23 protein-coding genes and 2 tRNA genes are annotated in these 22851 nt (G+C 67.0%); 10 read left to right on the forward strand and 15 right to left on the reverse strand.

Annotated elements, in window-relative coordinates:
- Positions 1-2: 2 nt before the first annotated feature.
- On the reverse strand, positions 3-1133 hold the full coding sequence (locus tag ACFPOB_RS19895; protein ID WP_291680490.1) for an aminotransferase class I/II-fold pyridoxal phosphate-dependent enzyme: 1131 nt from the start codon (positions 1131-1133) through the stop codon (positions 3-5).
- Positions 1130-2305, reverse strand: coding sequence for an amidohydrolase (locus ACFPOB_RS19900; RefSeq protein ID WP_377800116.1), 1176 nt, complete (start codon positions 2303-2305; stop codon positions 1130-1132). The genes ACFPOB_RS19895 and ACFPOB_RS19900 overlap by 4 nt, the downstream gene beginning before the upstream one ends.
- Positions 2306-2373: 68 nt before the next feature.
- Here ACFPOB_RS19900 and ACFPOB_RS19905 point away from each other — a divergent pair, with 68 nt between their 5' ends.
- Complete coding sequence (locus tag ACFPOB_RS19905; RefSeq protein ID WP_377800118.1) at positions 2374-3198, forward strand: AraC family ligand binding domain-containing protein; 825 nt, start codon at positions 2374-2376, stop codon at positions 3196-3198.
- A 12-nt stretch (positions 3199-3210) separates the two neighbouring features.
- On the opposite strand, the gene ACFPOB_RS19910 is transcribed toward ACFPOB_RS19905, so the two are convergent.
- Entirely contained in the window at positions 3211-3921 is a 711-nt protein-coding gene (locus tag ACFPOB_RS19910) for an outer membrane protein (protein ID WP_377800119.1), read from the reverse strand.
- A 206-nt stretch (positions 3922-4127) separates the two neighbouring features.
- Between ACFPOB_RS19910 and ACFPOB_RS19915 the strand changes: the two genes are divergently transcribed.
- The 4 genes from ACFPOB_RS19915 to ACFPOB_RS19930 all read left to right on the forward strand — a co-directional run bounded on the left by ACFPOB_RS19915 (position 4128) and on the right by ACFPOB_RS19930 (position 7574).
- Positions 4128-5153, forward strand: a complete 1026-nt coding sequence (locus ACFPOB_RS19915) for a YihY/virulence factor BrkB family protein (protein WP_377800120.1) — start codon at positions 4128-4130, stop codon at positions 5151-5153.
- 115 nt (positions 5154-5268) lie between these two features.
- Complete coding sequence (locus ACFPOB_RS19920) at positions 5269-5640, forward strand: DUF423 domain-containing protein (RefSeq protein WP_092156473.1); 372 nt, start codon at positions 5269-5271, stop codon at positions 5638-5640.
- Between the two features lie 87 nt (positions 5641-5727).
- Positions 5728-6624 carry an acetylglutamate kinase gene (gene argB, locus ACFPOB_RS19925; protein WP_377800121.1) on the forward strand — a complete coding sequence of 299 codons (897 nt, stop codon included), beginning with the start codon at positions 5728-5730 and terminating at the stop codon, positions 6622-6624.
- A 194-nt stretch (positions 6625-6818) separates the two neighbouring features.
- A complete protein-coding gene (locus tag ACFPOB_RS19930) occupies positions 6819-7574 on the forward strand; it encodes a pyrimidine 5'-nucleotidase (RefSeq protein WP_377800123.1) in 756 nt (251 codons plus the stop codon).
- 194 nt (positions 7575-7768) lie between these two features.
- Here the strand turns inward: ACFPOB_RS19930 and ACFPOB_RS19935 are convergent, their stop codons facing one another.
- The 5 genes from ACFPOB_RS19935 to ACFPOB_RS19955 form a co-directional block, all read right to left on the reverse strand.
- Positions 7769-9103 (reverse strand): 8-oxoguanine deaminase, encoded by a 1335-nt coding sequence (locus tag ACFPOB_RS19935; protein WP_377800124.1) that lies wholly within the window; start codon positions 9101-9103, stop codon positions 7769-7771.
- A 192-nt stretch (positions 9104-9295) separates the two neighbouring features.
- Positions 9296-11146, reverse strand: coding sequence for an ABC transporter ATP-binding protein (locus ACFPOB_RS19940; protein ID WP_377800126.1), 1851 nt, complete (start codon positions 11144-11146; stop codon positions 9296-9298).
- Complete coding sequence (locus ACFPOB_RS19945) at positions 11143-11523, reverse strand: hypothetical protein (protein ID WP_377800128.1); 381 nt, start codon at positions 11521-11523, stop codon at positions 11143-11145. Before ACFPOB_RS19945 ends, ACFPOB_RS19940 begins: the two co-directional genes overlap by 4 nt.
- A gap of 223 nt (positions 11524-11746) precedes the next feature.
- The gene (gene arsJ / locus ACFPOB_RS19950) at positions 11747-12991 is read right to left on the reverse strand and encodes an organoarsenical effux MFS transporter ArsJ (RefSeq protein ID WP_377800130.1); all 1245 of its coding nucleotides are present in this window, start codon (positions 12989-12991) and stop codon (positions 11747-11749) included.
- 4 nt (positions 12992-12995) lie between these two features.
- The gene (locus ACFPOB_RS19955) at positions 12996-14039 is read right to left on the reverse strand and encodes an ArsJ-associated glyceraldehyde-3-phosphate dehydrogenase (protein WP_377800132.1); all 1044 of its coding nucleotides are present in this window, start codon (positions 14037-14039) and stop codon (positions 12996-12998) included.
- 132 nt (positions 14040-14171) lie between these two features.
- On the opposite strand from ACFPOB_RS19955, the gene ACFPOB_RS19960 reads away from it, so the two are divergent.
- From ACFPOB_RS19960 to ACFPOB_RS19975, 4 genes are read left to right on the forward strand one after another with little or no spacing between them, the layout of a single operon-like run.
- Positions 14172-14690: an arsenate reductase ArsC gene (locus tag ACFPOB_RS19960; protein WP_377800133.1), complete on the forward strand. Its 519-nt coding sequence runs from the start codon at positions 14172-14174 to the stop codon at positions 14688-14690.
- A complete protein-coding gene (locus ACFPOB_RS19965; protein ID WP_377800134.1) occupies positions 14687-15586 on the forward strand; it encodes a metalloregulator ArsR/SmtB family transcription factor in 900 nt (299 codons plus the stop codon). The genes ACFPOB_RS19960 and ACFPOB_RS19965 overlap by 4 nt, the downstream gene beginning before the upstream one ends.
- A complete protein-coding gene (gene arsC, locus ACFPOB_RS19970; protein WP_377800135.1) occupies positions 15583-16032 on the forward strand; it encodes an arsenate reductase (glutaredoxin) in 450 nt (149 codons plus the stop codon). Before ACFPOB_RS19965 ends, arsC begins: the two co-directional genes overlap by 4 nt.
- Before the next feature lie 2 nt (positions 16033-16034).
- Positions 16035-16697 (forward strand): MIP/aquaporin family protein, encoded by a 663-nt coding sequence (locus tag ACFPOB_RS19975; RefSeq protein ID WP_377800136.1) that lies wholly within the window; start codon positions 16035-16037, stop codon positions 16695-16697.
- Between the two features lie 376 nt (positions 16698-17073).
- On the opposite strand, the gene ACFPOB_RS19980 is transcribed toward ACFPOB_RS19975, so the two are convergent.
- Positions 17074-17150, reverse strand: a tRNA-Pro gene (locus ACFPOB_RS19980).
- Between the two features lie 171 nt (positions 17151-17321).
- On the opposite strand from ACFPOB_RS19980, the gene ACFPOB_RS19985 reads away from it, so the two are divergent.
- Positions 17322-17396 (forward strand) — tRNA-Gln (locus tag ACFPOB_RS19985).
- Positions 17397-17509: 113 nt separating this feature from the next.
- On the opposite strand, the gene ACFPOB_RS19990 is transcribed toward ACFPOB_RS19985, so the two are convergent.
- The 6 genes from ACFPOB_RS19990 to ACFPOB_RS20015 are packed head-to-tail and all read right to left on the reverse strand — an operon-like array spanning position 17510 to position 22800.
- Complete coding sequence (locus tag ACFPOB_RS19990) at positions 17510-18322, reverse strand: aspartate dehydrogenase (RefSeq protein ID WP_377800137.1); 813 nt, start codon at positions 18320-18322, stop codon at positions 17510-17512.
- Positions 18322-19434, reverse strand: a complete 1113-nt coding sequence (locus tag ACFPOB_RS19995; RefSeq protein ID WP_377800139.1) for an alpha/beta hydrolase — start codon at positions 19432-19434, stop codon at positions 18322-18324. Before ACFPOB_RS19995 ends, ACFPOB_RS19990 begins: the two co-directional genes overlap by 1 nt.
- Positions 19421-20122 (reverse strand): ABC transporter ATP-binding protein, encoded by a 702-nt coding sequence (locus tag ACFPOB_RS20000; protein ID WP_377800140.1) that lies wholly within the window; start codon positions 20120-20122, stop codon positions 19421-19423. The genes ACFPOB_RS19995 and ACFPOB_RS20000 overlap by 14 nt, the downstream gene beginning before the upstream one ends.
- Positions 20122-20874, reverse strand: a complete 753-nt coding sequence (locus tag ACFPOB_RS20005) for an ABC transporter ATP-binding protein (RefSeq protein ID WP_377800141.1) — start codon at positions 20872-20874, stop codon at positions 20122-20124. The genes ACFPOB_RS20000 and ACFPOB_RS20005 overlap by 1 nt, the downstream gene beginning before the upstream one ends.
- Entirely contained in the window at positions 20871-21893 is a 1023-nt protein-coding gene (locus ACFPOB_RS20010) for a branched-chain amino acid ABC transporter permease (RefSeq protein ID WP_377800142.1), read from the reverse strand. Before ACFPOB_RS20010 ends, ACFPOB_RS20005 begins: the two co-directional genes overlap by 4 nt.
- Entirely contained in the window at positions 21886-22800 is a 915-nt protein-coding gene (locus ACFPOB_RS20015) for a branched-chain amino acid ABC transporter permease (protein WP_377800144.1), read from the reverse strand. The genes ACFPOB_RS20010 and ACFPOB_RS20015 overlap by 8 nt, the downstream gene beginning before the upstream one ends.
- Positions 22801-22851 lie beyond the last annotated feature (51 nt).

Consider the following 22851-nt stretch of genomic DNA (forward strand, 5'->3'; position numbering starts at 1 on the left):
GCTCAACCCGTCTCCGCAAACGCCGTCGCCAGCGCTGCCGCCGCCTCGTCGAGCTCGGCCGTCTCATGCGCAGCGCTGACCTGCAATCGCAACCGCGCCTCGCCCTGCGCCACGATCGGGAAAGACACCGCCGGGGCGAAGACGCCGGCCCGGGCCAGGCGCGTCGTCATCGCCCGCGCCCGCTCCTCGCCGCCGACCTTCACGGCGGTGATGGCGCTGTCGCTGTCATGGCAGGCGAGCGCATAGAAGCGCAGCGCCTCGCGCAAATGCGCGACATTGCGCCAGAGCCGCTCGCGCGGGCCAGGATCGTCGCGACAGATCTTCAGCGCCGTCAGCGCCGTCGCGGCATTCGCCGTGGTCATCCCCATGGTGAAGATCCAGCTGCGCGACTTGCCCTTCAGCGTCTCGATCAGCGCGCGCGGCCCCGCGACGAAGCCGCCGCTGGCGCCGCCCAGCGCCTTCGACAGCGAGCCGGTCAGCAGCATGTCCGGGGCGCCATTGGAAAGCCCGCAGAGCGGCGCGGTGCCGCTGCCGCCCGGCCCGACCACACCGGTCGCATGCGCCTCGTCGATCATCAGCAGCGCTTCGAACTCACGCGCCAGCGCCTGGATCTCCGGCAGCGGCGCCGCGCCGCCCTCCATGCTGAAGATGCCGTCGGTGACGATCAGCCGACGCTTCGCCCGCCTTGTCCCCTCTAGCGCCTGGCGCAGGCCGGCGACGTTGCGGTTCTCATAGGTCTCGACCTCGGCACGGCTGAGCCGGCAGCCATCGATGATGCTGGCGTGGTTCAGCCGGTCGGAGATGATGACGTCGCCGGCGCCGACCAGGGTCGTCAGCACCCCGCCATTGGCGCTGCCGCCGGAGGAGAACAGCGCCACCGCCTCGACGCCGAGATAGGAGGCGAGGTTCTCCGCCAGCGCCTCGTGCAAAGGCGTGGTCGCGAAGACCGGGTAGATCCCGGTGCCGCTGCCATAGAGCCGAAGCGCCTCGTTGGTCGCCGCCAGCACGCGCTCATCGGTCGAGAGGCCGAGATAATCGTTGGCGCCGAGCATGATCGTATCGACGCCGTCGAGCAGGATGCGCCCGCCGCAGCGGCGCTCGATCACCCGGCGAGAGGGAGCATGCGCGTTCATGGCGCGGCCTTCGGCAACGCGCCGGCAACGAGGTTCTGCCAGTAGCGCAGGACATGCGGAACGATCGCATCATTGAACACGTAACGGTCGCCATGCAGCCCCTCGCCCGGGCCGACCTCGCCGGCACCGATCCAGGCATAGCAACCGCCTGCGGCGCGGATCATGAAGGCGAAGTCCTCGCAGCCCAGACTCGGCTTGAAGTCGGCCATGACGTTCTCCGGCCCGACCGCCGCAGAAGCTGCGCGCGCAGCCAAGGCCGCCGCCTCGGCAGTGTTGATCACCGGCGGATAGCCGCGCTTGTAGTCGAGCGCCGCAGTGACGCCATGCGAGGCGGCGACACCATCAGCGATCTCGCCGATCAGCCGCTCGCAAAGATCGGACAATGCCGGATCGAAGAAGCGGCAGGTGCCCTGCAGCCAGACCTCTTTCGGCACGATATTGCCGACATTGCCGCCATGGACCTGCGTCAGGCTGACGACGATCGGCGTCTGCGGGTCGACGGCGCGCGAGACGATGCGCTGCACGCTCTGGATGAAGGCGCCGGCGGCCAGGATCGGGTCGTCGCCGAGATGCGGCATGGCGACATGGGCGCCGAGGCCGGAGAAGCGCAGCTCGAAATTGTCGACCGCGGCCATCTGCGCCCCGGCGCGGGCCGCGATCGTGCCGAAGGGTACGCCCGGCCAGTTGTGCACGGCATAGACCGCCTCGACCGGGAAGCGCTCGAACAGCCTGGCCTCGATCATCTTCATGCTGCCGCCCTCGTTCTCCTCGGCCGGCTGGAAAATGAAATGCACGGTGCCGTCGAAATCCGGGGTCTCGCTGAGGAGCTTGGCCGCCCCGAGCAGCATGGCGCTGTGGCCGTCATGGCCGCAGGCATGCATCACGCCCTCGGTCTTCGAGGCATAGGGCAGGCCGGTGCGCTCGATCACCGGCAGCGCGTCGAGCTCGGCGCGCAGGCCGATGGCGCGCTTGCCGGAGCCCGAGCGCAAAGTCCCGATGACGCCGGTGCCGCCGATGCCTTCCTGCACTTCCAGGCCGAAGGAGCGCAGCTTGTCGGCGACGAACCGGGCGGTCTCGATTTCCTGGAAGCCGAGCTCGGGATTGGCGTGGATGTGATGGCGCCAGGCGACGACCTCTGGCGTCAGCCTGGCGATCGGATCATTGTGAAGCATGGTTCTCTCCTGTCCATGTCGCAGGATTAGGAGAGCGAGCCGGGCAGCGTCTTGAACCAGATTGACCGATGAACGAGCCGCAGCAGGAGAGTCAGGCGTTCTGGCGCCACGCCGCCTTCCGCGAACTCGGCCTGCTCGCGGCGCGCTTCCGCGAGCATCGCTATGACCGCCACACCCATGACGGCTACGTCATCGCCCTGATCACCGAGGGCTGCGAGCGCGTGCGCGTCGGCAGGCAGGAGGTGCTGGCGCCCGCCGGCTCGGTGCTCGTCGTCAATCCCGAGGAATGGCATGATGGCGAGGCCGGCGCCGAACAGGGCTGGGCCTACCGCACCTTCTATCCGTCAGTGGCGCTGCTCTCCGAGGTCGCGGCCGAGCTCGGCCAGGCGCAGGCGCCGTTGTTCCCGCAGGCGCTGCTCGACGATCCCGAGCTCTCCTGCCTGCTCGCCGCAGCCCATGCGGAATCGACCTCGGCGGACGCGACCCGCGCCGAAGCTTCGCTGCTGAGCGCGCTGCGCCGCCTGATCCTGCAGCATGGCGACACCGCCCCCCCGGCCGGGCCGCTCGATCGCTCAGGCGCGCAACGTCGCTTCTTGCGCTACGAGGAGGTGATCGAGGCAGGCCTTGCCGAGGAGCTCGACCTGCAGGCGCTCGCCGCGGCCGCCGGCGTCACCCGCTTCCAGGTCATCCGCGACTTCAAGAAGCTGACCGGCTCGACACCGGCCATCTTCATCCGCGATCGCCGCCTGCGCCGCGCCAACCGGCTGATCCAGGAGGGCGTCAGCCTGGCGGACGCCGCCTTCGCCGCCGGCTTTGCCGACCAGAGCCATCTCTCGCGCAGCTTCCGCGCCGTGCATGGCATCACGCCCGGCATGTTCCGCAAGGCGGGCTGACGCCGCGCTATCTCAGAACTTGTAGGCGAGGCTGGCGCGCATCACATGGGCGGAAGGCTCGTGCTCGACGGTGCGGCCGAGATAGGCGCCCGCCCCGACATGGTCGAAGCGGCCATAATCGGTGTAGCGATAGTCGAGACCGAGGATGATGTTGTCGGTCACGGCGTAGTCGACACCGCCGCCGACCGTCCAGCCGGTCCTGGAGGAATTGATCGTCTCGGTCAGGCCCGCCAGCGGGCTGACATAGGCATATTCGAGCTTGGTGAAGGCCACGCCGCCGGTGGCATAGATCATGATCCGGTCGAGGCTGTAGCCGAGGCGGGCCCGCACCGAACCTTGCCAGTCCTGCCGCACGCGAACCGTGCCGCCGAGATCGCCCTTCCCTTCAGCGGCATTCATGCCCTCGATGTCGCCCTCGACGCCGACCACGATCGCGCCGAGCTGATAGTTGAAGCCGAGGCGGGCGCCGCCGATGAAGGAGGACGGGCTGTAGTCGAAGGAGCGGCCGAGCGGCGCGCGGCCGGCGCTTGCGAATTCGCTGGCCCGGTCGGAGCTCCAGGAATAGCCGACCTGGCCGCCGACATAGAGGCCGCTCCAGTTGTAGAAGGTCGGCAATTCCGGCGCCGGCGGCAGGACGCCCCTGCCGCGCAGATCGGCTGCCAGCGAGGCTGCGGCACTCAGCAGGGCGGTCGCGGCGACGGCGGCTTTCAGCAGGGTCTTCATCAAGATCTCGGCTCGGACGACGGCTGCGACCAGAGAGAATCCGGCCGACGCCGCGATGGCGATGGGAGCTCGATTATGAAATTGTTAAGGTTAACGAACTTCTAAGCGACCTCGCCGCCAGCATCCTGCCGGAACGAAAACCGCCGCCGCGACGTTGGCAGCGCGACGGAGCCGTTTAAGATCGGCGACCTTCGACCGGAGCGTTCATGGCCTATTTCAAGCGACTGACAGGCGCAGCCGGACTCGCAGCCGTCGTCGCCGGCTATGTCCACGGCCTGGTCTCGCGGCGGGTCGGCGAGCCCATCCGCCAGGCACGGCGCGGTCGCGGTGCCAGGAGCCCCATCACCCTGCCCTGGCGCGGCTGGAAGGATGTCCTGCTGCGCTTCGGCGCCCGCGTGCAGGAGGCGCGGGTGCTTTCGCTCGCCGGCGCCGTCGCCTTCTTCACCCTGCTCTCGCTGGTCCCGGCGCTGTCGCTGCTCGTGACGCTCTACGGCATGCTGACCGACCCGGCGACGATCGTCGGACAGCTTGACGACGTCACCACCGTCTTTCCGCTGGCGGCGCGCGAACTGATCCGCGAGCAGGCGGTCAGGTTGGCGAGCCAGGGCACCGCCAGTCTCTCCCTGACCTTCCTGGTCAGCGTCCTCGTCGCGGTCTGGAGCGCCAATGCCGCGATGAAGGCCATCTTCGACGCCCTCAACATCATCTACGGCGTGCGCGAGCGCCGCGGCTTCATCCGCCTGAACCTTGTCTCGCTCGGTACCACGCTGAGCGCCCTTATCGTGCTCATCCTGGCGCTCGTCTTGATCGCGAGCCTGCCGGTGGTCACCGCGCTCTTCCCCTTCGGTCATGAGCTGGAGGTGCTGATCCGCTGGCTGCGCTGGCCCGCCTTCTTCCTCGTCGGCATCACCGCGATCGGCTGCCTCTACTGGATCGGCCCGAGCCGCAAGCCGCCGCGGTTCGCCTGGGTGCTGCCGGGCGCCGTCGCCGCGGCGCTGTTCTGGGTCGCTACCTCCGTCGGTTTCTCCTGGTATGTCAGCACGCTCGGCCGCTACACCGCCACCTATGGCTCGCTCGCCACCATCGTCGTGTTCATGACCTGGCTCTGGCTCTCGGCGACGATCGTGCTCTCGGGCGCCGAGCTCAATGCCGAGCTCGAGCACCAGGCCCGCTATGGCTCCGCCCCGGCCCCGGTGACGCCGCTCAGCCGCAGCACGCCCGGCGGACGCTGAATCTCCGCTGGAGCATGATGCCACAGCCGCACCCGCTTGACCGTCGCTACAGCTGCAGCATCTGCTCACTGGCACGCTCAGGCCCAGCGCTACGCTAACGACACCGGATATGCTCATGATCACCGCGACCCGCATCCACCTCACCATCGCCATGCTGATGGGGCTGTCAGGCGTGACCCTGCTCGCGGCCGGCACGCATTCCGGCGCGTCCGACAACGTCCAGATCGCCGGGCAGATGCTGCTTTTCCATGCCCCTGCCGTGATCGCAGCCTGCGCGGCGAGGCGCGCCGAATTGCTGGCGGACTGGCCGGCGCGACTGGCCATCTCGCTCCTGATCCTCGGCGTCGCGCTGTTTTCGGCCGACCTCGCGATGCGCGGCTTCCATGGCGAACGGCTCTTCCTCGGCGCTGCTCCCGCCGGCGGCTTCATGATGCTCGGCGGCTGGCTCGGCCTCGTCCTCGCCGCCTTGTTCGCCAAGCGGGCCTGATTGGCGTGGAAACGCTTCCGCCGCATCCACACTTCCGCTAGAACGCGGCGCGGCGCGGCTGCCCCCTGCGCCTTCGCGGAGCTGCCGATGAACGCCCCTCACAATCTCACGCCCTCGCAAGCCGCCGAATTGCTCGTCCAGGCGCTGCCGCACATGCAGCGCTACGACCAGGAGGTGATCGTGATCAAATATGGCGGCAACGCCATGGGCGACGCCGCCACCGCCGAGGATTTCGCCGAGGATGTGGTGCTGCTCGAGCAATCCGGCCTGAAGCCGGTGGTCTGTCATGGCGGCGGCCCGCAGATCGCCCGCATGCTGGAGAAGCTCGGCATCAAGTCCGAGTTCAAGCAGGGCCTGCGCGTCACTGACGCCGCCACCGTCGACGTCGTCGAGATGGTCCTGGCCGGCTCGGTCAACAAGGAGATCGTCGGCTACATCTCGCGCGAAGGCGGCAAGGCGATCGGCCTCTGCGGCAAGGACGGCAACATGGTGACTGCCCGCAAGGCGACGCGCACCATCGTCGATCCCGATTCGAAGATCGAGCAGGTCCTCGACCTCGGCTTCGTCGGCGAGCCCGAGTCGGTCGACACCACCGTGCTGAAAGCCATCCTGAAGGAAGAGCTGATCCCGGTGCTGGCGCCGGTCTGCGCCGCTGCCGACGGCCAGACTTACAACGTCAACGCCGACACCTTCGCCGGCGCGATCGCGGGTGCGCTCAATGCCAAGCGCCTGCTGCTGCTCACCGACGTGCCGGGCGTGCTCGACAAGGACAAAAAGCTGATCCCCGAGCTCACCATCGAGCAGTGCCGGCGCCTGATCGCCGACGGCACCATCTCCGGCGGCATGATCCCAAAGATCGAGACCTGCATCTATGCGCTGGAAAAGGGCGTCGAGGCCGTCGTCATCCTCGACGGCAAGGTCCCGCATGCGGCGCTGATCGAGCTCTTCACCGATACAGGTTCCGGCACGATCATCCGGAGGTGAGAAGCCGCGACCGTCATTCCCGGGCGAAGCGAAGCGCAGACCCGGGAATCTCATGACGAGAAGGCGCTGATCGGTGTTTCCTCCGGCATGAGACGCTTGGATCGAGCCCACGGCGTGACGGAGTACTTCTCCGTCGCAACCGTTTTGCAAGCATCTTGCATGTCATGATGGCGCGTCCCACATGACATGGCCCAATGAACCAGAATGCATCAATCACCGCCGCCCTCCCGCTCCTGCCGGAGCAGGCGGCGTTCGGCCATGTCGACCACTGGATCTTCGACCTCGACAACACGCTCTATTCGCACGAGGCGCAGGTCTGGCCGCAGGTCAATGAGCGGATCAGCCTGTACCTGCTGGAGCTGTTCGGCCTCGACGGCCTCTCCGCGCGCGAACTGCGCCGCTACTACTACGAGCGCTATGGCACGACGCTGAACGGGCTGATGTCGGAGCACGGCGTCGATCCCGACGATTTCCTCGCCTTCGCCCACGACATCGACCTCACGCTGCTCGACCCCAATCCCGATCTTGGCGCTGCGATCGCGGCTCTGCCCGGCCGCAAGCTGATCCTGACCAACGGCTCGCGCGGCCATGCCGAGAACGTCGCTGGCAAGCTCGGCATCCTCCACCATTTCGAGGACATCTTCGACATCGTCGAGGCCGGCTTCCTGCCCAAGCCAGAGCGCGCCACCTACGAGACATTCCTCGCCAAGCATGCGGTCGATCCCGCCCGCGCGGCGATGTTCGAGGATATCGACAAGAACCTGATCGTGCCGAGCGCGCTCGGAATGAAGACGGTGCTGATCGTGCCGCGCACGCCCGACCCCTTCCGCGAGGCCTGGGAGCAGGCGGCGGTCGAGGCCGCCCACGTCCATTTCGTCACCGATGACCTGACCGGCTTCCTGAAGCCGCTGATGCGTTCAGAATTGACCCCGCTTCCGGTCGCTGAATAGGACGGTGTCATCCCGGGCGAGCTCTCCGTCTTTCCGGGGCTTCGCGCAGCGAAGAGCCCGGAACCCATGAACACTGGTCATGGCGACAAGAGCCCGCCATCCCCGCTCCTGACCTGCTTGTGCCCGTGTTCATGGGTTCCGGGCTCGCGCCTTCGGCGCGCCCCGGAATGACAGCGGTGGATGTCTCAGAAGGTTCAGGCGTAACGCTCCGCCGCGAGCCCATGCGCCCGGCGCAGACTCGTGAGATCGAGCCCTGGGATCGTGCCGTCGATCACCCGCCAACGCCCACCGATCATGACGCGGTCGGCCCGGTTCGCGCCGCAGAGCACCAGCGCCGCGATCGGGTCATGCGCTCCGGAGAAGCGCAGTTCGTCGAGCCGGTAGAGCGCGAGATCGCCCTGCAGGCCGACCGCAATCCTGCCGATATCCGAGCGGCCGAGGCAGCGGGCCGAGCCCTCCGTCGCCCAGCGGATCGTGTCGCGTGCCGTCACCGCGCTCGCGCTCTTGTAGTGCAGCCGGTTGACCAGCAGCGCGTGGCGCAATTCCTCCATCAGGTTCGAGCCGTCATTGCTGGCCGAACCGTCGACGCCGAGCCCCACCGGCGCACCGGCCGCCTCCAGCTCCCTCGTCTTGCAGAAGCCCGAGGCGAGAATGCCGTTCGAGGTCGGGCAATGGCAGACGCCGACGCCGGCCTTGCCGAGCCGCTCGCATTCCTCGCAGGAGAAATGGATGCCGTGCGCCAGCCAGGTCTTCGGCCGCAGCCAGCCGGCCTCTTCCAGCAGGTCGAGCGGGCGCTTGCCGTAGACCTCCCGGCAGTAAGCGTCCTCATCCTCGGTTTCGGCGAGGTGGGTATGCAGCGGCGCATCGAAGCGCGTCGCCAGCTCCGCCGAGGCCGCCATCAGCGAGGTCGTCACCGAGAAGGGCGAGCAGGGCGCGAGCGCGATCTGCACCATGCTGCCGGGCTTGGGATCATGGAACAGGCCGAGCACCCGCTCGCAATCGGCGAGGATGGTGTCCTCGTCCTGCACGACCTCGTCCGGCGGCAGGCCGCCATCCTTCTGCGACAGGTTCATCGAGCCGCGCGAGATGGTGACGCGGATGCCGAGCGCCCTCGCCTCCTCGACCGCGATGTCGACGGCGTTCTCCAGCCCGGCCGGATAGAGATAATGGTGGTCGGCGGCAGTGGTGCAGCCGGAGAGCATGAGCTCGACCAGCGCGGCGCGCACCGCCAGCCGCAAATCCTCCGGCCGCAGGCGCGCCCAGAGCGGATAGAGCGCCTTCAGCCAGGGGAAGAGCTCGCGGTCGATCGCAGCGGGATGGGCGCGGGTCAGCGTCTGGTAGAAATGGTGGTGGGTGTTGATCAGGCCCGGCAGCACGACATGGCCGGACGCATCGAAGCTCTCGGTCACCGGCAGCGCCGGATAGCCGCCGCTCGCGACCAGCTCGACGATCACCCCGTCCTCGACCACGACCCCACCGCCGGCATGCTCGGCGAGGATGGCGAGCGGATTCCTGATCCACATGCGCATGACTGGTTCTATCAACGATTCCCAGCACTTGGGATAGGCTGAGATCATTGCGCATGCCAGCCTGCGCAGCCGGAACTCCGTTGATCAAAGGGACTAATCAGACGGGGGGCTTGTCGCTCCCCGGGTCATGGCGTCACCGGTCAGCCGAGTTCAAGCCGACCGGTGCGGCTGCGTGGGCCGGTCAGGAATGGCTCACGCCACCTTGGCGATGACCGGCTTGGCTTCCCACTCCTCGCCCCAGATCATCACGGCGTGGCCGGGCGAGACTTCGCGATACTGGCGCACCGGCGGGACATAGTCGGCCGGACGGATCGGGCTCTTGATCTCGTCGTTCGAGACCGGGCGCTTCTGCAGGCGCCGGGCCGGATCGGCGATCGGCACCGCCGCAAGCAGCCGCTTGGTGTAGGGGTGCTGCGGGTTGCCGAAGATCGCCTCGCGCGGGCCGATCTCGACGATCTCGCCGAGATACATCACCGCGACGCGGTGGCTGACGCGCTCGACCACCGCCATGTCGTGCGAGATGAAGAGATAGCCGAGGCCCATGCGCGCCTGCAGGTCGAGCATCAGGTTGACCACCTGCGCCTTGACGGAGACGTCGAGCGCCGAGACCGCCTCGTCCGCCACGATCAGGCGCGGCTCGACGGCGAGCGCGCGGGCGATGCAGATGCGCTGGCGCTGGCCGCCCGAGAACTCGTGCGGGAAGCGGTTGGCCATCTCCGGCAGCAGCCCGACGCGCTTCAGCAGGTCGGCGACCTTGTCGCGCGCCTCGGAGCGGCTGGCGAGATTGTTGATCAAAAGCGGCTCGGCCACGGCCGCGCCGATATTCATGCGCGGGTTCAGCGAGGCGAACGGGTCCTGGAAGATCATCTGCATGCGCTTGCGCTGGTCGCGCAGCTCGGTCTGGTTGAGCTTGAGCACATCGACGCCGTCGAGCAGCACCGAGCCCGAGAGCGGCTCGACCAGGCGCAGCACCGAGCGGCCGGTCGTCGACTTGCCGCAGCCGGATTCGCCGACCAGCGCCAATGTCTCGCCCGCCTTCAGGCTGAACGAGACGTTCTCGACCGCGTGCACGCGCCCCTTGACCGAGGAGAGCAGCCCCGAGCGGATTTCGAAACGGGTGGTCAGGCCCGCGACCTCGAGCACCGGGCGTTCCGCGGCCTGAACCGTATCGGGCACCTCGGTGGGGACATCCGACTGGCCCGTCAGACGATCGACCACCGGGAAGCGCATCGGCCGCCGGCGCCCTTCCATCGAGCCCAGCCGCGGCACGGCCGAGAGCAGCGACTTGGTATAGGGCTTCTGAGGATTGGCGAAGATGTCCTCGGTCGCGCCGGTCTCGATCTCGTCGCCATTGTACATGACGACGGTGCGGTCGGCGATCTCGGCGACGACGCCCATATCGTGGGTGATGAAGAGGACGGACATGCCCTCCTCATCCTGCAGCGACTTGATCAGCTCAAGGATCTGCGCCTGAATCGTCACGTCGAGCGCGGTGGTCGGCTCGTCGGCGATCAGGAGCTTCGGCTTGCAGGCCAGCGCCATCGCGATCATCACGCGCTGGCGCATGCCGCCGGAGAAGCGGTGCGGATACTCGTGGAAGCGCGACTTGGCCGACGGGATCTTGACCTTCTCCAGCAGGCGGATGGTCTCGGCCTCGGCTTCCGAGCGCGACATGTTGCGATGCAGGATCAGCGCCTCGGCGATCTGGAAGCCGATGGTCAGCACCGGGTTCAGCGAGGTCATCGGTTCCTGGAAGATCATCGCGATCTCGTTGCCGCGGATCTCGCGCATCTGCGCATCCGGCAGGGTCAGGAGTTCCTTGCCGTTGAGCTTGATCGATCCCTCGATCTTGCTCGAGCTGGGCGGTGTGAGGCGCATGATCGAGAGCGCGGTGACGCTCTTGCCCGAACCGGATTCGCCGACCACCGCAAGCGTTTCCTGCGGCTTGATGTCGAAGGAGATGTTGCGCACGACCGGCTTCCAGAGTCCTTCGACCCGAAACGAGGTCGTCAGATTCGAGACCGAGAGGATCGGAGAGGTCATGCCAAGTCCTTCATGCCAGGGTCCATCTTTGCGATCTGATCACAGAGGTTGCGCGGGCCCCTCGCCCAGGCAGCCTCCGGTGAGCCGGTTGAAAGCGGCATCAGAATAACCAGCGCGCGGCCGATGTCAGTAGCCGACGCGATAAAAGATTTGGCGTCCCCTCTTGCTTTCGCCTCATCCCGCAGCACAAACGCACGAAACGCGAGCTTGCCGCAGATCGATGCACGCTTGCGTTGCGATGTCGAGGCTTCGTTATAGGCGTCTGCTCGCGCGGATCGCGCGCCGGCCGATTGCGCGTGACGCCCTCCATCGAATTGTGGTAGCCCGCCAGGGAATAAGCGCCCGCCTGCACCGTTGGCGTTGCCATGACGATGCACTCATTCCCGCCTCCGCTGGTCCCATCATGGCCGGCGGCCGCCGTCCCGATCATTGGCGCAGCGTCCGGGCAGCGTTCCGCCTGGCCTCGCCATCCTGATCGCCAGCGCTCTCGCCGCCATCTGGTTCGGTCTATCGCTCGATCCGCGGGCAAGGTCGGCGCTGATCGTCTTCGCACTCGCCATCGTCGGCTGGTGCCTCACCGATCTCGACGATACGCGAATCTCAGCTCCGCACCGGTACCGGGGCCTCCCGCCCCGGCAGTGCAAGCGTGACCAGGAAGCAGGCAACCAGCATGAGGCAGGAACCGATCAGGCAGGCGTAGACGCCCCCCCATTGATAGAGCAGCCCCGACAGCAACGTGCCGGCGAAGCGTCCCAGGGCGTTGGCGGCATAGTAGAAGCCGACATCCTCGGCCGCTTTCTCCGACCCGGCATAGGCTAGGATCAAATAGGAGTGCACCGAGGAATTGACGGCGAAGGCGAAGCCGAACAGGCCAAGCCCTATGACGAGGATCAGGTCCGGTCTCAACCCCGAATTGCTCGCCAGGATCGCCGCGATCGCGGCAGGAATGACGGCGAGGCCGAAGGACCAGAGCCGAGCCGCCCGAAGCTCCTGTGTCAGCCCGTCAGAGCTGCGTTTAACCACCGCCGGCGCTGCGGCCTGCACGAGCCCATAACCGATGGTCCAGAGCGCGACGAAGCTACCGACCATGGTGAAGGTCCAGCCCGCGGCGTAGAGGAAGACCGGAACGCCGACGACGAACCAGACGTCCCGGGCGCCGAACAGTGCGAGACGCGCGATCGCCAGCAGGTTCACGCCGCGGTTCTTGCCGAAGAGGTCGCGCGCGCTCTTGCTGGCCTTGGCCTTTCCCAGCATGGGCGGAAGCGAGATCACGACGCCGAGCAGGATCAAGCCGAGCGCCGCCGCCATGACCCAGAGCGCGCCGCGGAATCCGAGCAGTTCCAGCAGCAGTCCGCCGAGGAAAAAGCCGAAGCCCTTCATCGCGTTCTTGGAACCGGTGAACCAGGCGACCCAGCGGAAGAGGCGGCCTTCGGCATCCTCCGACTTGGCCGCGCTCTCGGCGATCTTGATGGCCGATTTCGAGGCGGTCTTGGTGAGGTCCTTTGCGACGCCACAGATGGCTTGGGCGAGCATGACCCAGATCACCGAGGCACCGGCGGACCAGTCCGGTGAGAGCGCCGACAGGACCAGGAACCCGATGACCTGCGTCGCCAGGCCGACCGTCAGCATCCGCGTGATGCCGTAGCGGGCTGCAAGCCAGCCGCCGATGACGTTCGCCAAGACGCCCGCCGCCTCGTAGAGCAGGAACAGGAAGGCGAGGGTGAAGGCCGAGTAGCCGAGCCGGAAGAAGTGCAGCAGCACGAGCATGCGCAGCGCGCCGTCGGTGAGCGTGAAGCCCCAATAGGCGGCCGTCACGATCGCATAGTTGCGCGTGCCGTCGTTCATGGCTTCAGATCCCGACCGTCTCGAGGTGGCGGGCGAGGTCGACCATCCGACAGGCATAGCCCATCTCGTTGTCGTACCAGGCGTAGACCTTGAGCAGCGTGCCGTCGGTGACGAGGGTGGAGGGGCCATCGACGATGCTGGAGCGGGTGTCGCGCTGATAGTCGACCGAGACGAGCGGGCGTTCCTCGAAGCCGAGGATTCCAGCGAGCGCGCCTTTCGCCGCAGCCTTGAAGAGCTCGTTGACCTCGGCGGCCGTGGTCGGGCGCTCCAGCTCGAAAACGCAGTCCGTCAGCGACGCGTTGAGCACGGGCGCGCGCACGGCGTGGCCGTCGAGCTTGCCCTTCAGTTCCGGATAGATCAGCGCGATTGCGGTCGCGCTCCCCGTCGTGGTCGGTTGCAGCGAGAGCATCGCGGATCGCGCCCGGCGCAGGTCCTTGTGCGGTGCGTCGACCACGACATTGGTGTTGGTCGGATCGTGGATCGTGGTGATCTGGCCGTGCCGGATGCCGAGGTTCTCGTGCACCACCTTGACCACGGGGGCGAGGCAGTTCGTGGTGCAGGAGGCGGCCGTCACGATGGAATGCCTGGCCGGGTCGTAGAGGTGATCGTTGATCCCGACGACGACGTTCAGGACGGACGAATCCTTGACCGGCGCGGCGACGATGACGCGCTTGGCGCCGCGCTTCAGATGCCCCTCCAGGGTTGCGGGCGTCAGGAACTTGCCGGTGCATTCGAGCACGACATCGACGCCGAGATCGCCCCAGGGGAGATCGCCCGGAGCAACATGCGACGAAAAGCTCAGCTTGCGATCGTCGATCCGGACCGAGGTGTCCCCGTCGTGGCCGAAATCAGCCCGCCAGCGGCCCTGCATGCTGTCGAATTCCAGCAGGTGCGCCGTCGCCAAGGCACCGCCCTTGATTTCGTTGAGGTGAACAACGTCGAGACGATTTCCGTGCCGCGGATCGTTAGGCGGCCGCTCGGCTGCGCCGAGCGCCGCGCGCAATGCGAGGCGACCGATGCGTCCCATGCCATTAATGCCCACTCGCATGCTGTCCGCTCCCCTGCCGATAAGGCTCGTCCATCACCCAAGTCAGATCAAAATGTCAATATGTCGATTGACTCCGACATATCGATTGATCAGTAATTGCGTCGACGTTAACCGACATAACGAGATCAGCTCATGGAAACGGCCCCGCTCAAGGTTCTCTTCGTCTGCAAGGGCAATCACGCGCGTTCCATCATGGCGGAATCGATCTTGCGACGCCTTCCTGGCGGCAAGTTCACCGTCTTCAGCGCCGGCAGCCAGCCGCAGCCCGAGATCAACCCTTTCGCCCTGCGGCTGCTGACATCCCTGAACCATGATACTGCAGGCCTTCGCCCCAAGAGCTGGACCGAGTTCGCCCAACCCGACTCGCCGGAGCTCGACTTCGTCTTCACCTTGTCCGAGACCGCGGCCAATGCGGCGCCTCCGGCCTGGACCGGCAATCCGACTACGGCCCTCTGGACGTTGCCCGATCCCGCGGCCTTCGAGGGCGAGGACGTCCAGAAAGCGCTTGCCTTCGCCGATGCCTATCGGATGCTCAACAACCGCATCTCGATCTTTGCAAGCTTGCCTCTGGCGACGCTGCAGGGCATGGCGCTGCAGCATCGGCTGGACGCCATCGGTAAGGACACCGGCAGAAGGGAAGACGCGGCGTGACGCCGAAACCTGACGCATCGAGACTTGAATCCGCAGATGCGGTCGACCTGCTGGGCGCACTCGCCCAGCCTACGCGGCTGGAGATCTTCCGCCTGTTGATGCGCTATCGCCCGCACGGGCTCGCCGCCGGCGATATCGGCCGACTGCTGGCCGTCCAGCACAACACGCTCTCGACCCACCTCGCCGCGCTTGAGCAGGTCGGTCTTCTGGCGTCTCGCCGCGAAGGCCGCCACATCATCTTCGCGGCCGTGCCGGACCGGGCTGACGCCCTGCTCGGCTTCCTGTCGGAGGCCTGCTGCACGGAGCGGCCGGCCGCATGTCAGCCTTCCGCGGATCCTTCGTACCCCTCCCGGAAGGAAGTCCAGCCCACCGACGCGCCCTTGCGCGTGCTCGTCGTCTGCACGGGCAATTCCGCCCGCTCGATCATGGCTGAGGCAGTGCTCAATCGGGAAGGGCTCGGCCGCATCCAGGCCTTTTCGGCAGGCAGCAGGCCGCACGAGGCGCCGCATCCGCTCGCGATCGGACTGCTCGCCGAGCTCGGCTACGCGACCGAGGGCTTCCGCTCCAAGTCTTGGGACGAATTCCTGGGCCCGGATGCCATGAGGCTCGATCTCGTCATCACCGTCTGCGACTCGGCGGCCGACGATGCCTGCCCGGCCTTCCCGGGCGTGCCCATGCGAGTGCACTGGGGGCTGGACGATCCAGCCCAGGTTGCAGGACCTGTCGAGGCACGGCGCGCCGCCTTCCGCCGGAGCTATCGCGATCTGGCCGCGCGCGTCACCGCCTTCGTCAATCTGCCATTCGAGAAAATGAGCCTTGCTGAGCTCGAACCCGTGCTAGCGGCCATTGGCAGGATGGACGGGGCGACCGAAAAATCCCTGGAGCGAGCTGCGTGAGCCACGACCCCGCCGCGACTGACGTCATCATCTACCACAACCCGGACTGCGGCACCTCGCGCAACACGCTGGCGCTGATCCGGAATGCCGGGGTCGAGCCGCATGTTGTCGGATATCTGAAGACGCCGCCGAATCGGAAACTGCTGACCCGACTGCTCAAGCGTATGAACCAGCCGCTACGGTCGATCCTGCGCGAGAAGGGGACGCCGTTCACTGAACTCGGTCTCGGTGACCCCACGGTCAGTGATGAGGCGATCTGGGCAGCTATCGCCGCGCATCCGATCCTGATCAACCGGCCGATCGTGGTGACACCCTGGGGCGTCAAGCTTTGCCGCCCGTCGGAAGCCGTCCTCGACATCCTGCCGCTGCCGCAGCTCGGCCCGTTCACCAAGGAAGATGGTGAGCCGGTGATCGATGGGCAGGGGCGGCGTATTGCCGTAGCCTGAGGATGGCCCAACCTCTTTCCACCCGCCTGTTTGCGGAAGCACTCGGTACCGGAATCCTCGTCGCCACCGTCGTCGGCTCCGGCATCATGGCGACGAAGCTGTCCCAGGACGTCGCGATCCAGCTTCTCGGCAACACAATCCCGACCGGCGCGATTCTCGTCGTGCTGATCACGATCTTCGGGCCGGTCTCCGGAGCGCATTTCAACCCGGCGGTCAGCCTCGTCTTCGCGCTCCGCGGCGAACTACCCTGGCGAGAATTCGCGCCTTATGCGCTGGCGCAGTGCCTCGGCGGCATCGCCGGGACGGTCGCGGCCCATCTGATGTTCGGGCTGGCGCCGCTTGTGATCGGCACGACGCTGCGGACGGGGCCATCGCTATGGCTGGCCGAAGCCGTCGCGACCTTCACGCTTGTGCTCGCCATCCTCGGTTCGCTCAAGGTGCGGCCGGAGAGCGTTCCCGTCATCGTCGGATTGACCATTACCGCGACCTATTGGTTCACCGCCTCGACGTCGTTCGCCAACCCAGCGGTGACGGTGGCGCGCGGCTTTACGACGAGCTTCTCCGGCATAGCGATCGGACACGTGCCGATGTTCATCATGGCGCAGACCGTCGGGGCGCTGATCGGTCTGGCCGTGGCGGGAGCCCTGTCATTCAATCGGAGGTAGGCGACGGTCCTCGGGTCTGGGGTTCAGCTGGCGACTGTCGTGGGCGCGCAACGTTCGGGCGCTCAAGACGATCACGTGTCGCGGTCAAATCCGCAGCTTGAACCTGTCTACCCGCTGCGGCGCACTCCAGATGTGGGGCAACACCGACTCCACTCCAGTGAGTTGCGCAGGCCATACAGGCTTGCCCTCGCGCTTGCCGAAAAGCGCTCGGCAATCCTTCGGGATGGGCTTTCGGGATTTCCAGTTCCCCGTCTTGGGGTCTCTCGTCAGCTTAGCCATGCGGAGCGCGAACGCCATGTTGTACCGCCCTTTTGTACCTGAAGGGGCGGCCCAAGGCCAAAACTCGCGTAAAATCAATGAACATCGGGAAATCCAGTGGTCGGAGTGGCAGGATTTGAACCTGCGACCCCCTCGTCCCGAACGAGGTGCTCTACCAGGCTGAGCCACACTCCGATCAACTGGTGGCCGGCTTATAGCCAGCCGGCCGCCGCAGCGCAACAGCCAAAGGATAAGGGCTATGCAATCTTTTCCGCGAGAGCCGTGCCTGTCCTGGTGACGGCGGCGTCGGCCGAACCGATCCGGTGTTGCACGCTGCGGCGACGCGCTCTAGAAGGCAGCGGAGATTGGGGCGTCGCCAAGCGGTAAGGCAGCGGTTTTTGGTACCGCCATTCCCAGGTTCGAATCCTGGCGCCCCAGCCATCTCCGTCACGATCTGTTTCAGGAAAAATTCGGCATCCGGCCACTGCAACGCGGCCTGTGGAGATGTCGGTCGTATCGCTGTCTGTCGAGGCGCTCTCGCTCCCGCCGAACGGTTACCGAGCGAGCGGCGCAATTCTGTTCCTGATCGCCCTGACCAGACTCAGTGCCGCCATGTCGGAGGATTTCGGATTGTCGGCGAGGGGCCTGTTCTCGATCATCAGCCTCAAGCGACCGAACGCACCATCGACGCTCAGCCTGTGGCAATTCGCGGCGGCATCCGGATCCGCCACGAGTTCGATCCGGGTTCTGTCGAGCCCGATGCCGGCGAGCGCCGAGATCACCGCGACATTGGCGTTCTGGGGAAAGCGGCTGGCCGCCTCACGCGCCGAGCCGGAGAAGAAGGTGACAGGCCCTCTCAATTCATCGAGCGCGACCATCTCTTCGGCGGGCGTGCCGCGCCAGGCTCCGGGCGGCTTGACGATGCTATGCAGGACCTCGTCGAGCGGCAGCGCCGATGCGGCTGCGAGGGCATCGATCCCGGCGAGCGCGCCGGGGGGCAGGATGAGCTGGCTGCGGCTGGCCTCGGCCGTCGCCAGCAGGCGTTCGAGCAGCGCGGTGTCGGTCAGCGCGCTGGCCGAGGCGATCGCGAAGGCCGGCGCAGCGCGCAGCGCGACCTCGCCCCAGAGCGCCACCGCCTCCCGACCAGCCGCCTCGACCACGAGGTCGAGCTCCAGGCCGGCGAGCTCTCCCGGATCGGTGATGAGGGCTGCTCCGGCGGGAACATCCTGCGCCCGCGGGAGCGAGCGGACGCCGATGGCGATGATTGCGATGTCCTGCGCGCCTGACAGCAATGCGACGACACGCCGGCTGATCGCACCCCACCCGATGATCGCGACGCGGAGCGGTCTGCGCGAGCGGCCTGCCATCACATGGCTGTCCGCAGGGCCAGATCGAGCAAAGCGCCGCCATTGAGCCCGTCGAGCAGGCTGAAATGATTGCCCGGGCAGATCAGCGGCTCGGGCGCCTGCCAAGCGGTCGCCAGCGTCGCCGACTGGCGCTTGAACGCCTCGCTCTCGCCTTCGCCGACGGCGAAAGCGAGACGGGTGCCGGCAGGACGGGGGCGGCCGACCGGGCTCAGCCGGGCCGCGCGCTCGGTATCGTCGAGGCCGAGCAGGCGCCCGATCGGCAGATGGCCGAGCGGCTTGAGATCGTAGAGGCCGGAGAGCAGCAGCGCCGAGGCCACCGGCGGCGTGGCGGGATCGCACAGCGCCATCGCGGCGAGATGGCCGCCAGCGGAATGGCCGCTGATGTGCAGTTGTGCCGGGTCGAGCCCGAGCGTATCGGCCTCGTGGACGAGAAAATTCAGCGCCGCGACGGTCTGGGCGATGCTGGCTTCGAGCGGGGTGTCGGGCGCCAGCCCGTAATTCGGCTGGGCGACGGCGAAACCGGCATCGAGCAGCCCCTGCGAGAACTGCGCGTGCTGGAGCTTGTCAGAAGCCTGCCAATAGCCGCCATGGATGAAGACGAAGATCGGCGCGCGCTTTGCATCGACCGGGCGATAGAGATCGAGCGTCTCGAAGCGGCCTGGACCATAGGCAAGGTCGAGCCCACCATGGCCGGCGCGAAAGGCGGCGCCGTCTTTGCTCCATTGCCGGAACAGCGCGGTCATGTCGGCCTGCAGGCGCGGGCTGTACTGCCGGCCGAGCTCGCGCAGCGGATAGCCCTCGACCTCGATATCCGGCAGCGGCTGTGGCATGGCGTGGCGGGCGCGGACGGTCAGGCCCGGCTCCGTTCCAAGTTGAAGGCGGATCGGCGGCCCGAAGCCGGCGAAGACCTCGCGATAGGCCAATTCGACCGTATGTCGCGAGAGATGGAAGGCGGCGGGATCGGCGCTCTCCCAGTCCATGCCGATGAGGTGATGCGGGCCGCAGCCGGCCGCGACCAGGCCGGCGAGGATCTCGCTTAGCGTGTCGCGCAAGGCCTCGACTGGGTCGGCCGCGAGACTGCGCGCGACGATCTCGTTGTCAGACGCCGACATAGCGATGCACCAGTTCCGCATTGGCCGCGAGATCGCTGCTCGAGCCCGACCAGACCGTGCGGCCCTTCTCGATGATGTAGTGCCGGTCGGCGAGGCGCTTCAGCACCGCGATGTTCTTGTCGATCAGCAGGATCGACTGGCCCTGCGCCTTCAGCGCTTCGATGCAGCGCCAGATCTCGGCCCGGATCACCGGCGCGAGGCCCTCCGTCGCCTCGTCGAGGATGAGGAGCTTGGGATTGGTCATCAGCGCCCGGCCGACCGCGAGCATCTGCTGCTCGCCGCCGGACAGCGTGCGGGCGGACTGGCCGGAGCGTTCCTGAAGGCGCGGGAACAGGGCGTAAACACGCTCCAGCGTCCATGGCGACGAGCGCCCGAGCCGGTTGGCGGCGGTGGCGACGAGGTTCTCGCGCACGGTGAGCGTCGGGAAGACCTGCCGCCCCTCCGGGACAAGGCCGATGCCACAGCGGGCGATCGCTTCCGGCGTGCTGCCCTTCAGCGCGCGACCGTCGAAGCTGATCTCGCCGCCCTTGGGTGAGAGCAGCCCCATCAACGAGCGCACCGTCGTGGTCTTGCCCATGCCATTGCGGCCGAGCAAGGTGACGACCTCGCCCTCGCCGATGTCGAGGCCGACATCGAACAGGACCTGGCTGGCGCCATAGGCCGACTGGAGATTGCGCACGCTCAGCATCAGGCGTCCCCCTCGCCGAGATAGGCGGTGCGCACATCGGCGTTGTCGCGGATCTCCTGCGCCGTGCCGGTCGCGATGATGCGGCCATAGACCAGCACCGAAATCCGGTCGGCGAGCGCGAAGACAGCGTCCATGTCGTGCTCGACCAGCAGCATGGTGACGCGCCCCTTCAGCCCGGAGAGCATCGCGACCATCTGCTCGCTCTCGGCATGGCCCAGGCCCGCCATCGGCTCGTCGAGCAGGAGCAGCCGCGGCTCGCAGGCGAGCGCGATGGCGAATTCGAGCTGCTTCTGCTCGCCATGCGAGAGATCGGCGACCTTGACCTCGGCGCGATGGGCGAGGCCGGCGGTGGTCAGGTGCTCGCGGGCGCGCTGGCGCAGGCCCTTGTCGCGGCGGGCATCGGCGAAGAAGCGGAAGCTGTGCCCCTGCCGCGCCTGCACGGCGAGCGCGACATTGTCGAGCATGCTGAAATCGGGCAGCAGCTGGTTGATCTGGAAGGTGCGGGCGAGTCCGCGCTGGACACGTTGCGGTGTTGCCAGCGCGTCGATCGGCTCGCCTTCCAGCCTGATCTCGCCTTCGTCATGGCTGAGCTCGCCGAAGAGCTGGGTCAGCAGCGTGGTCTTGCCGGCGCCGTTCGGGCCGATCAGAGCGTGGATCTCGCCCTCGACGACATCGAGGTGGACATTGTCGGTGGCGATCAGCCCGCCGAAGCGCTTGCGCAGACCGCGAACCGAGAGGAGCGGCTTCGTCATTGCTCGCTCCTGCCGATACCGAGGCGGCTGAACAGCCCGTTGAGCCCACCTTGCGTGAAGAGAACGACGAGCAGCAGGATCGGGCCGAGGACAAGCTGCCAATGCTCGGTCCAGGAGGTCAGCACCGTCTCGAGGATGACGAGGGCGGCGGCGCCGAAGAGCGGGCCGAGAAGGGTGCCGACGCCGCCGAGGATGACCATGATCATCAGCTCGCCCGACTTGGTCCAGTGCAGCATGTCGGGGCTGACGAAGCGCAGATAATTCGCCATCAGCGCGCCGGCGAGGCCGGTGCCCATGCCGGAGATGACGAAGGCGGCGAGCTTGTAGCGATAGGGCGCGATGCCGATCGCCGCCATGCGCCGCTCGTTCTGGCGGATGCCGGCGAGCACCATGCCGAAGCGCGAGCCGACGATGCGCCAGAGCGCCAGGAACACCAGCGCCGCGACGGCCAGACAGATGAAATAGAAGATGATGTCGTCACGGGTGTTGAGCCCGAACAGCTCGTTGCGACGCCGGATCGTCATGCCATCATCGCCGCCATAGGCTTTCAGCGAGACGAACAGGAAGAACAGCATCTGGGCGAAGGCGAGCGTGATCATGATGAACTGCACGCCGCTGGTCCGGAGCGACAGTGCGCCGATCAGCAAGGCGAGCAGCCCACCGACGAGGATCGCGGCCGGCAGCGTGATCAGCAGCTGGCTCGTGCCCGGGATCAGCCCGAGGAAGAGGCTGTCGTCGACATAATTGCGGTAGAGGATGCCGACGACATAGCCGCCGACCCCGAAGAAGGCGGCGTGGCCGAAAGACACCATCCCGCCGAAGCCGAGCGCGAGATTGAGGCTGGCGGCGGCGATCGCGTAGATCAGCACGCGGGTCGCCAGCGGCACCAGTGCCGGCTGGCCGAACGCCTGGACCAAGAAGGGCAGCGCGATCAGGCCAAGCGCCAGCGCGAGCAGCATGAGCGCACGGCCGGTGCTGGGCGCGGGGGAGCCGGTGTGGGTGATGGCGTCCTCAGACATTGGCGGGAAAGAGTCCCTTGGGCCGCACCAGCAGCACCACGGCCATCAGCATGTAGATGCCCATCGAGGCGAGGCCGGCGCCGAGCGCATCGGCTTCCGAGCCGGTCATGACCTGGCGCAGCAGCCCAGGCAGGAAGGCACGCAGCACCGTGTCGACAAGGCCGACCAGAAGCGCACCGAAGAAGGCGCCGCGGATCGAGCCGACGCCGCCGATGACAACCACGACGAAGGTCATGATCAGGATCTGCTCGCCCATGCCGACCTGGACGGCAAGGATCGGCCCCGCCATCAATCCGGCGAGACCGGCGAGCAGGGCGCCTAACCCGAAGACGGCGGTGTAAAGCAGGCGGATGTCGACGCCAAGCGCCCTGACCATCTCGCGATGGGTCGCGCCGGCGCGGACCAGCATGCCGATGCGGGTGCGGTTGATCAGGAGGTAAAGCCCGAGCGCGACGAGAAGGCCGACCGCGATGATGATCAGCCGATAGATTGGATAGGTCAGCCCTGGCAGCAGTTCGATGGAGCCGTTGAGTGCCGGCGGCACCGAGACGAAGAGCGGCTGGCGCCCGAACAGCAAGGTCACGCTCTGGTTGAAGATCAGGATCAGCGCGAAGGTCGCCAGCACCTGGTCGAGATGGTCGCGGGCATAGAGCCGGCGCAGCACGAAGAGCTCCATCGCCATGCCGACGATCGCCGCCGCCGCGAGGCCGGCCAGGATGGCGAGAAAGACCGAGCCGGTCTGTGCCGCGGCAAAGGCGGCGGCATAGGCGCCGATCATGTAGAGCGAGCCATGGGCGAGGTTGATCACGCCCATGATGCCGAAGATCAGCGTCAGCCCGGCAGCGAGCAGGAACAGCATCACGCCGAACTGCAGGCCGTTGAGCAATTGTTCGAGAACGAGGGTCATTGCTGGTCACGTCCGGCTGGCGACGGGATGGGCAGGCAGCAGCCCACCCCG

Origin of the sequence: Allobosea eneae, assembly GCF_042657265.1 — a bacterium.
GTDB classification, from domain to species: Bacteria; Pseudomonadota; Alphaproteobacteria; order Rhizobiales; family Beijerinckiaceae; genus Allobosea; species Allobosea eneae.

Bases quoted from the DNA above. Each gene is read 5' to 3' on its own strand.
- ACFPOB_RS19905 (WP_377800118.1), top strand. From the start codon at position 2,374: ATGAACGAGCCGCAGCAGGAGAGTCAGGCGTTCTGGCGCCACGCCGCC.
- argB (WP_377800121.1), top strand. From the start codon at position 5,728: ATGAACGCCCCTCACAATCTCACGCCCTCGCAAGCCGCCGAATTGCTC.
- ACFPOB_RS19930 (WP_377800123.1), top strand. From the start codon at position 6,819: ATGAACCAGAATGCATCAATCACCGCCGCCCTCCCGCTCCTGCCGGAG.
- ACFPOB_RS20010 (WP_377800142.1), bottom strand. From the start codon at position 21,893: ATGTCTGAGGACGCCATCACCCACACCGGCTCCCCCGCGCCCAGCACC.
- ACFPOB_RS19895 (WP_291680490.1), bottom strand. From the start codon at position 1,133: ATGAACGCGCATGCTCCCTCTCGCCGGGTGATCGAGCGCCGCTGCGGC.
- ACFPOB_RS19915 (WP_377800120.1), top strand. From the start codon at position 4,128: ATGGCCTATTTCAAGCGACTGACAGGCGCAGCCGGACTCGCAGCCGTC.
- ACFPOB_RS19955 (WP_377800132.1), bottom strand. From the start codon at position 14,039: ATGCGAGTGGGCATTAATGGCATGGGACGCATCGGTCGCCTCGCATTG.
- arsJ (WP_377800130.1), bottom strand. From the start codon at position 12,991: ATGAACGACGGCACGCGCAACTATGCGATCGTGACGGCCGCCTATTGG.
- ACFPOB_RS19940 (WP_377800126.1), bottom strand. From the start codon at position 11,146: ATGACCTCTCCGATCCTCTCGGTCTCGAATCTGACGACCTCGTTTCGG.
- ACFPOB_RS20015 (WP_377800144.1), bottom strand. From the start codon at position 22,800: ATGACCCTCGTTCTCGAACAATTGCTCAACGGCCTGCAGTTCGGCGTG.
- ACFPOB_RS19900 (WP_377800116.1), bottom strand. From the start codon at position 2,305: ATGCTTCACAATGATCCGATCGCCAGGCTGACGCCAGAGGTCGTCGCC.
- ACFPOB_RS19935 (WP_377800124.1), bottom strand. From the start codon at position 9,103: ATGCGCATGTGGATCAGGAATCCGCTCGCCATCCTCGCCGAGCATGCC.
- ACFPOB_RS19910 (WP_377800119.1), bottom strand. From the start codon at position 3,921: ATGAAGACCCTGCTGAAAGCCGCCGTCGCCGCGACCGCCCTGCTGAGT.
- ACFPOB_RS20000 (WP_377800140.1), bottom strand. From the start codon at position 20,122: ATGCTGAGCGTGCGCAATCTCCAGTCGGCCTATGGCGCCAGCCAGGTC.
- ACFPOB_RS19975 (WP_377800136.1), top strand. From the start codon at position 16,035: ATGGCCCAACCTCTTTCCACCCGCCTGTTTGCGGAAGCACTCGGTACC.
- ACFPOB_RS19920 (WP_092156473.1), top strand. From the start codon at position 5,269: ATGATCACCGCGACCCGCATCCACCTCACCATCGCCATGCTGATGGGG.
- ACFPOB_RS19995 (WP_377800139.1), bottom strand. From the start codon at position 19,434: ATGTCGGCGTCTGACAACGAGATCGTCGCGCGCAGTCTCGCGGCCGAC.
- ACFPOB_RS19990 (WP_377800137.1), bottom strand. From the start codon at position 18,322: ATGGCAGGCCGCTCGCGCAGACCGCTCCGCGTCGCGATCATCGGGTGG.
- ACFPOB_RS20005 (WP_377800141.1), bottom strand. From the start codon at position 20,874: ATGACGAAGCCGCTCCTCTCGGTTCGCGGTCTGCGCAAGCGCTTCGGC.
- ACFPOB_RS19960 (WP_377800133.1), top strand. From the start codon at position 14,172: ATGGAAACGGCCCCGCTCAAGGTTCTCTTCGTCTGCAAGGGCAATCAC.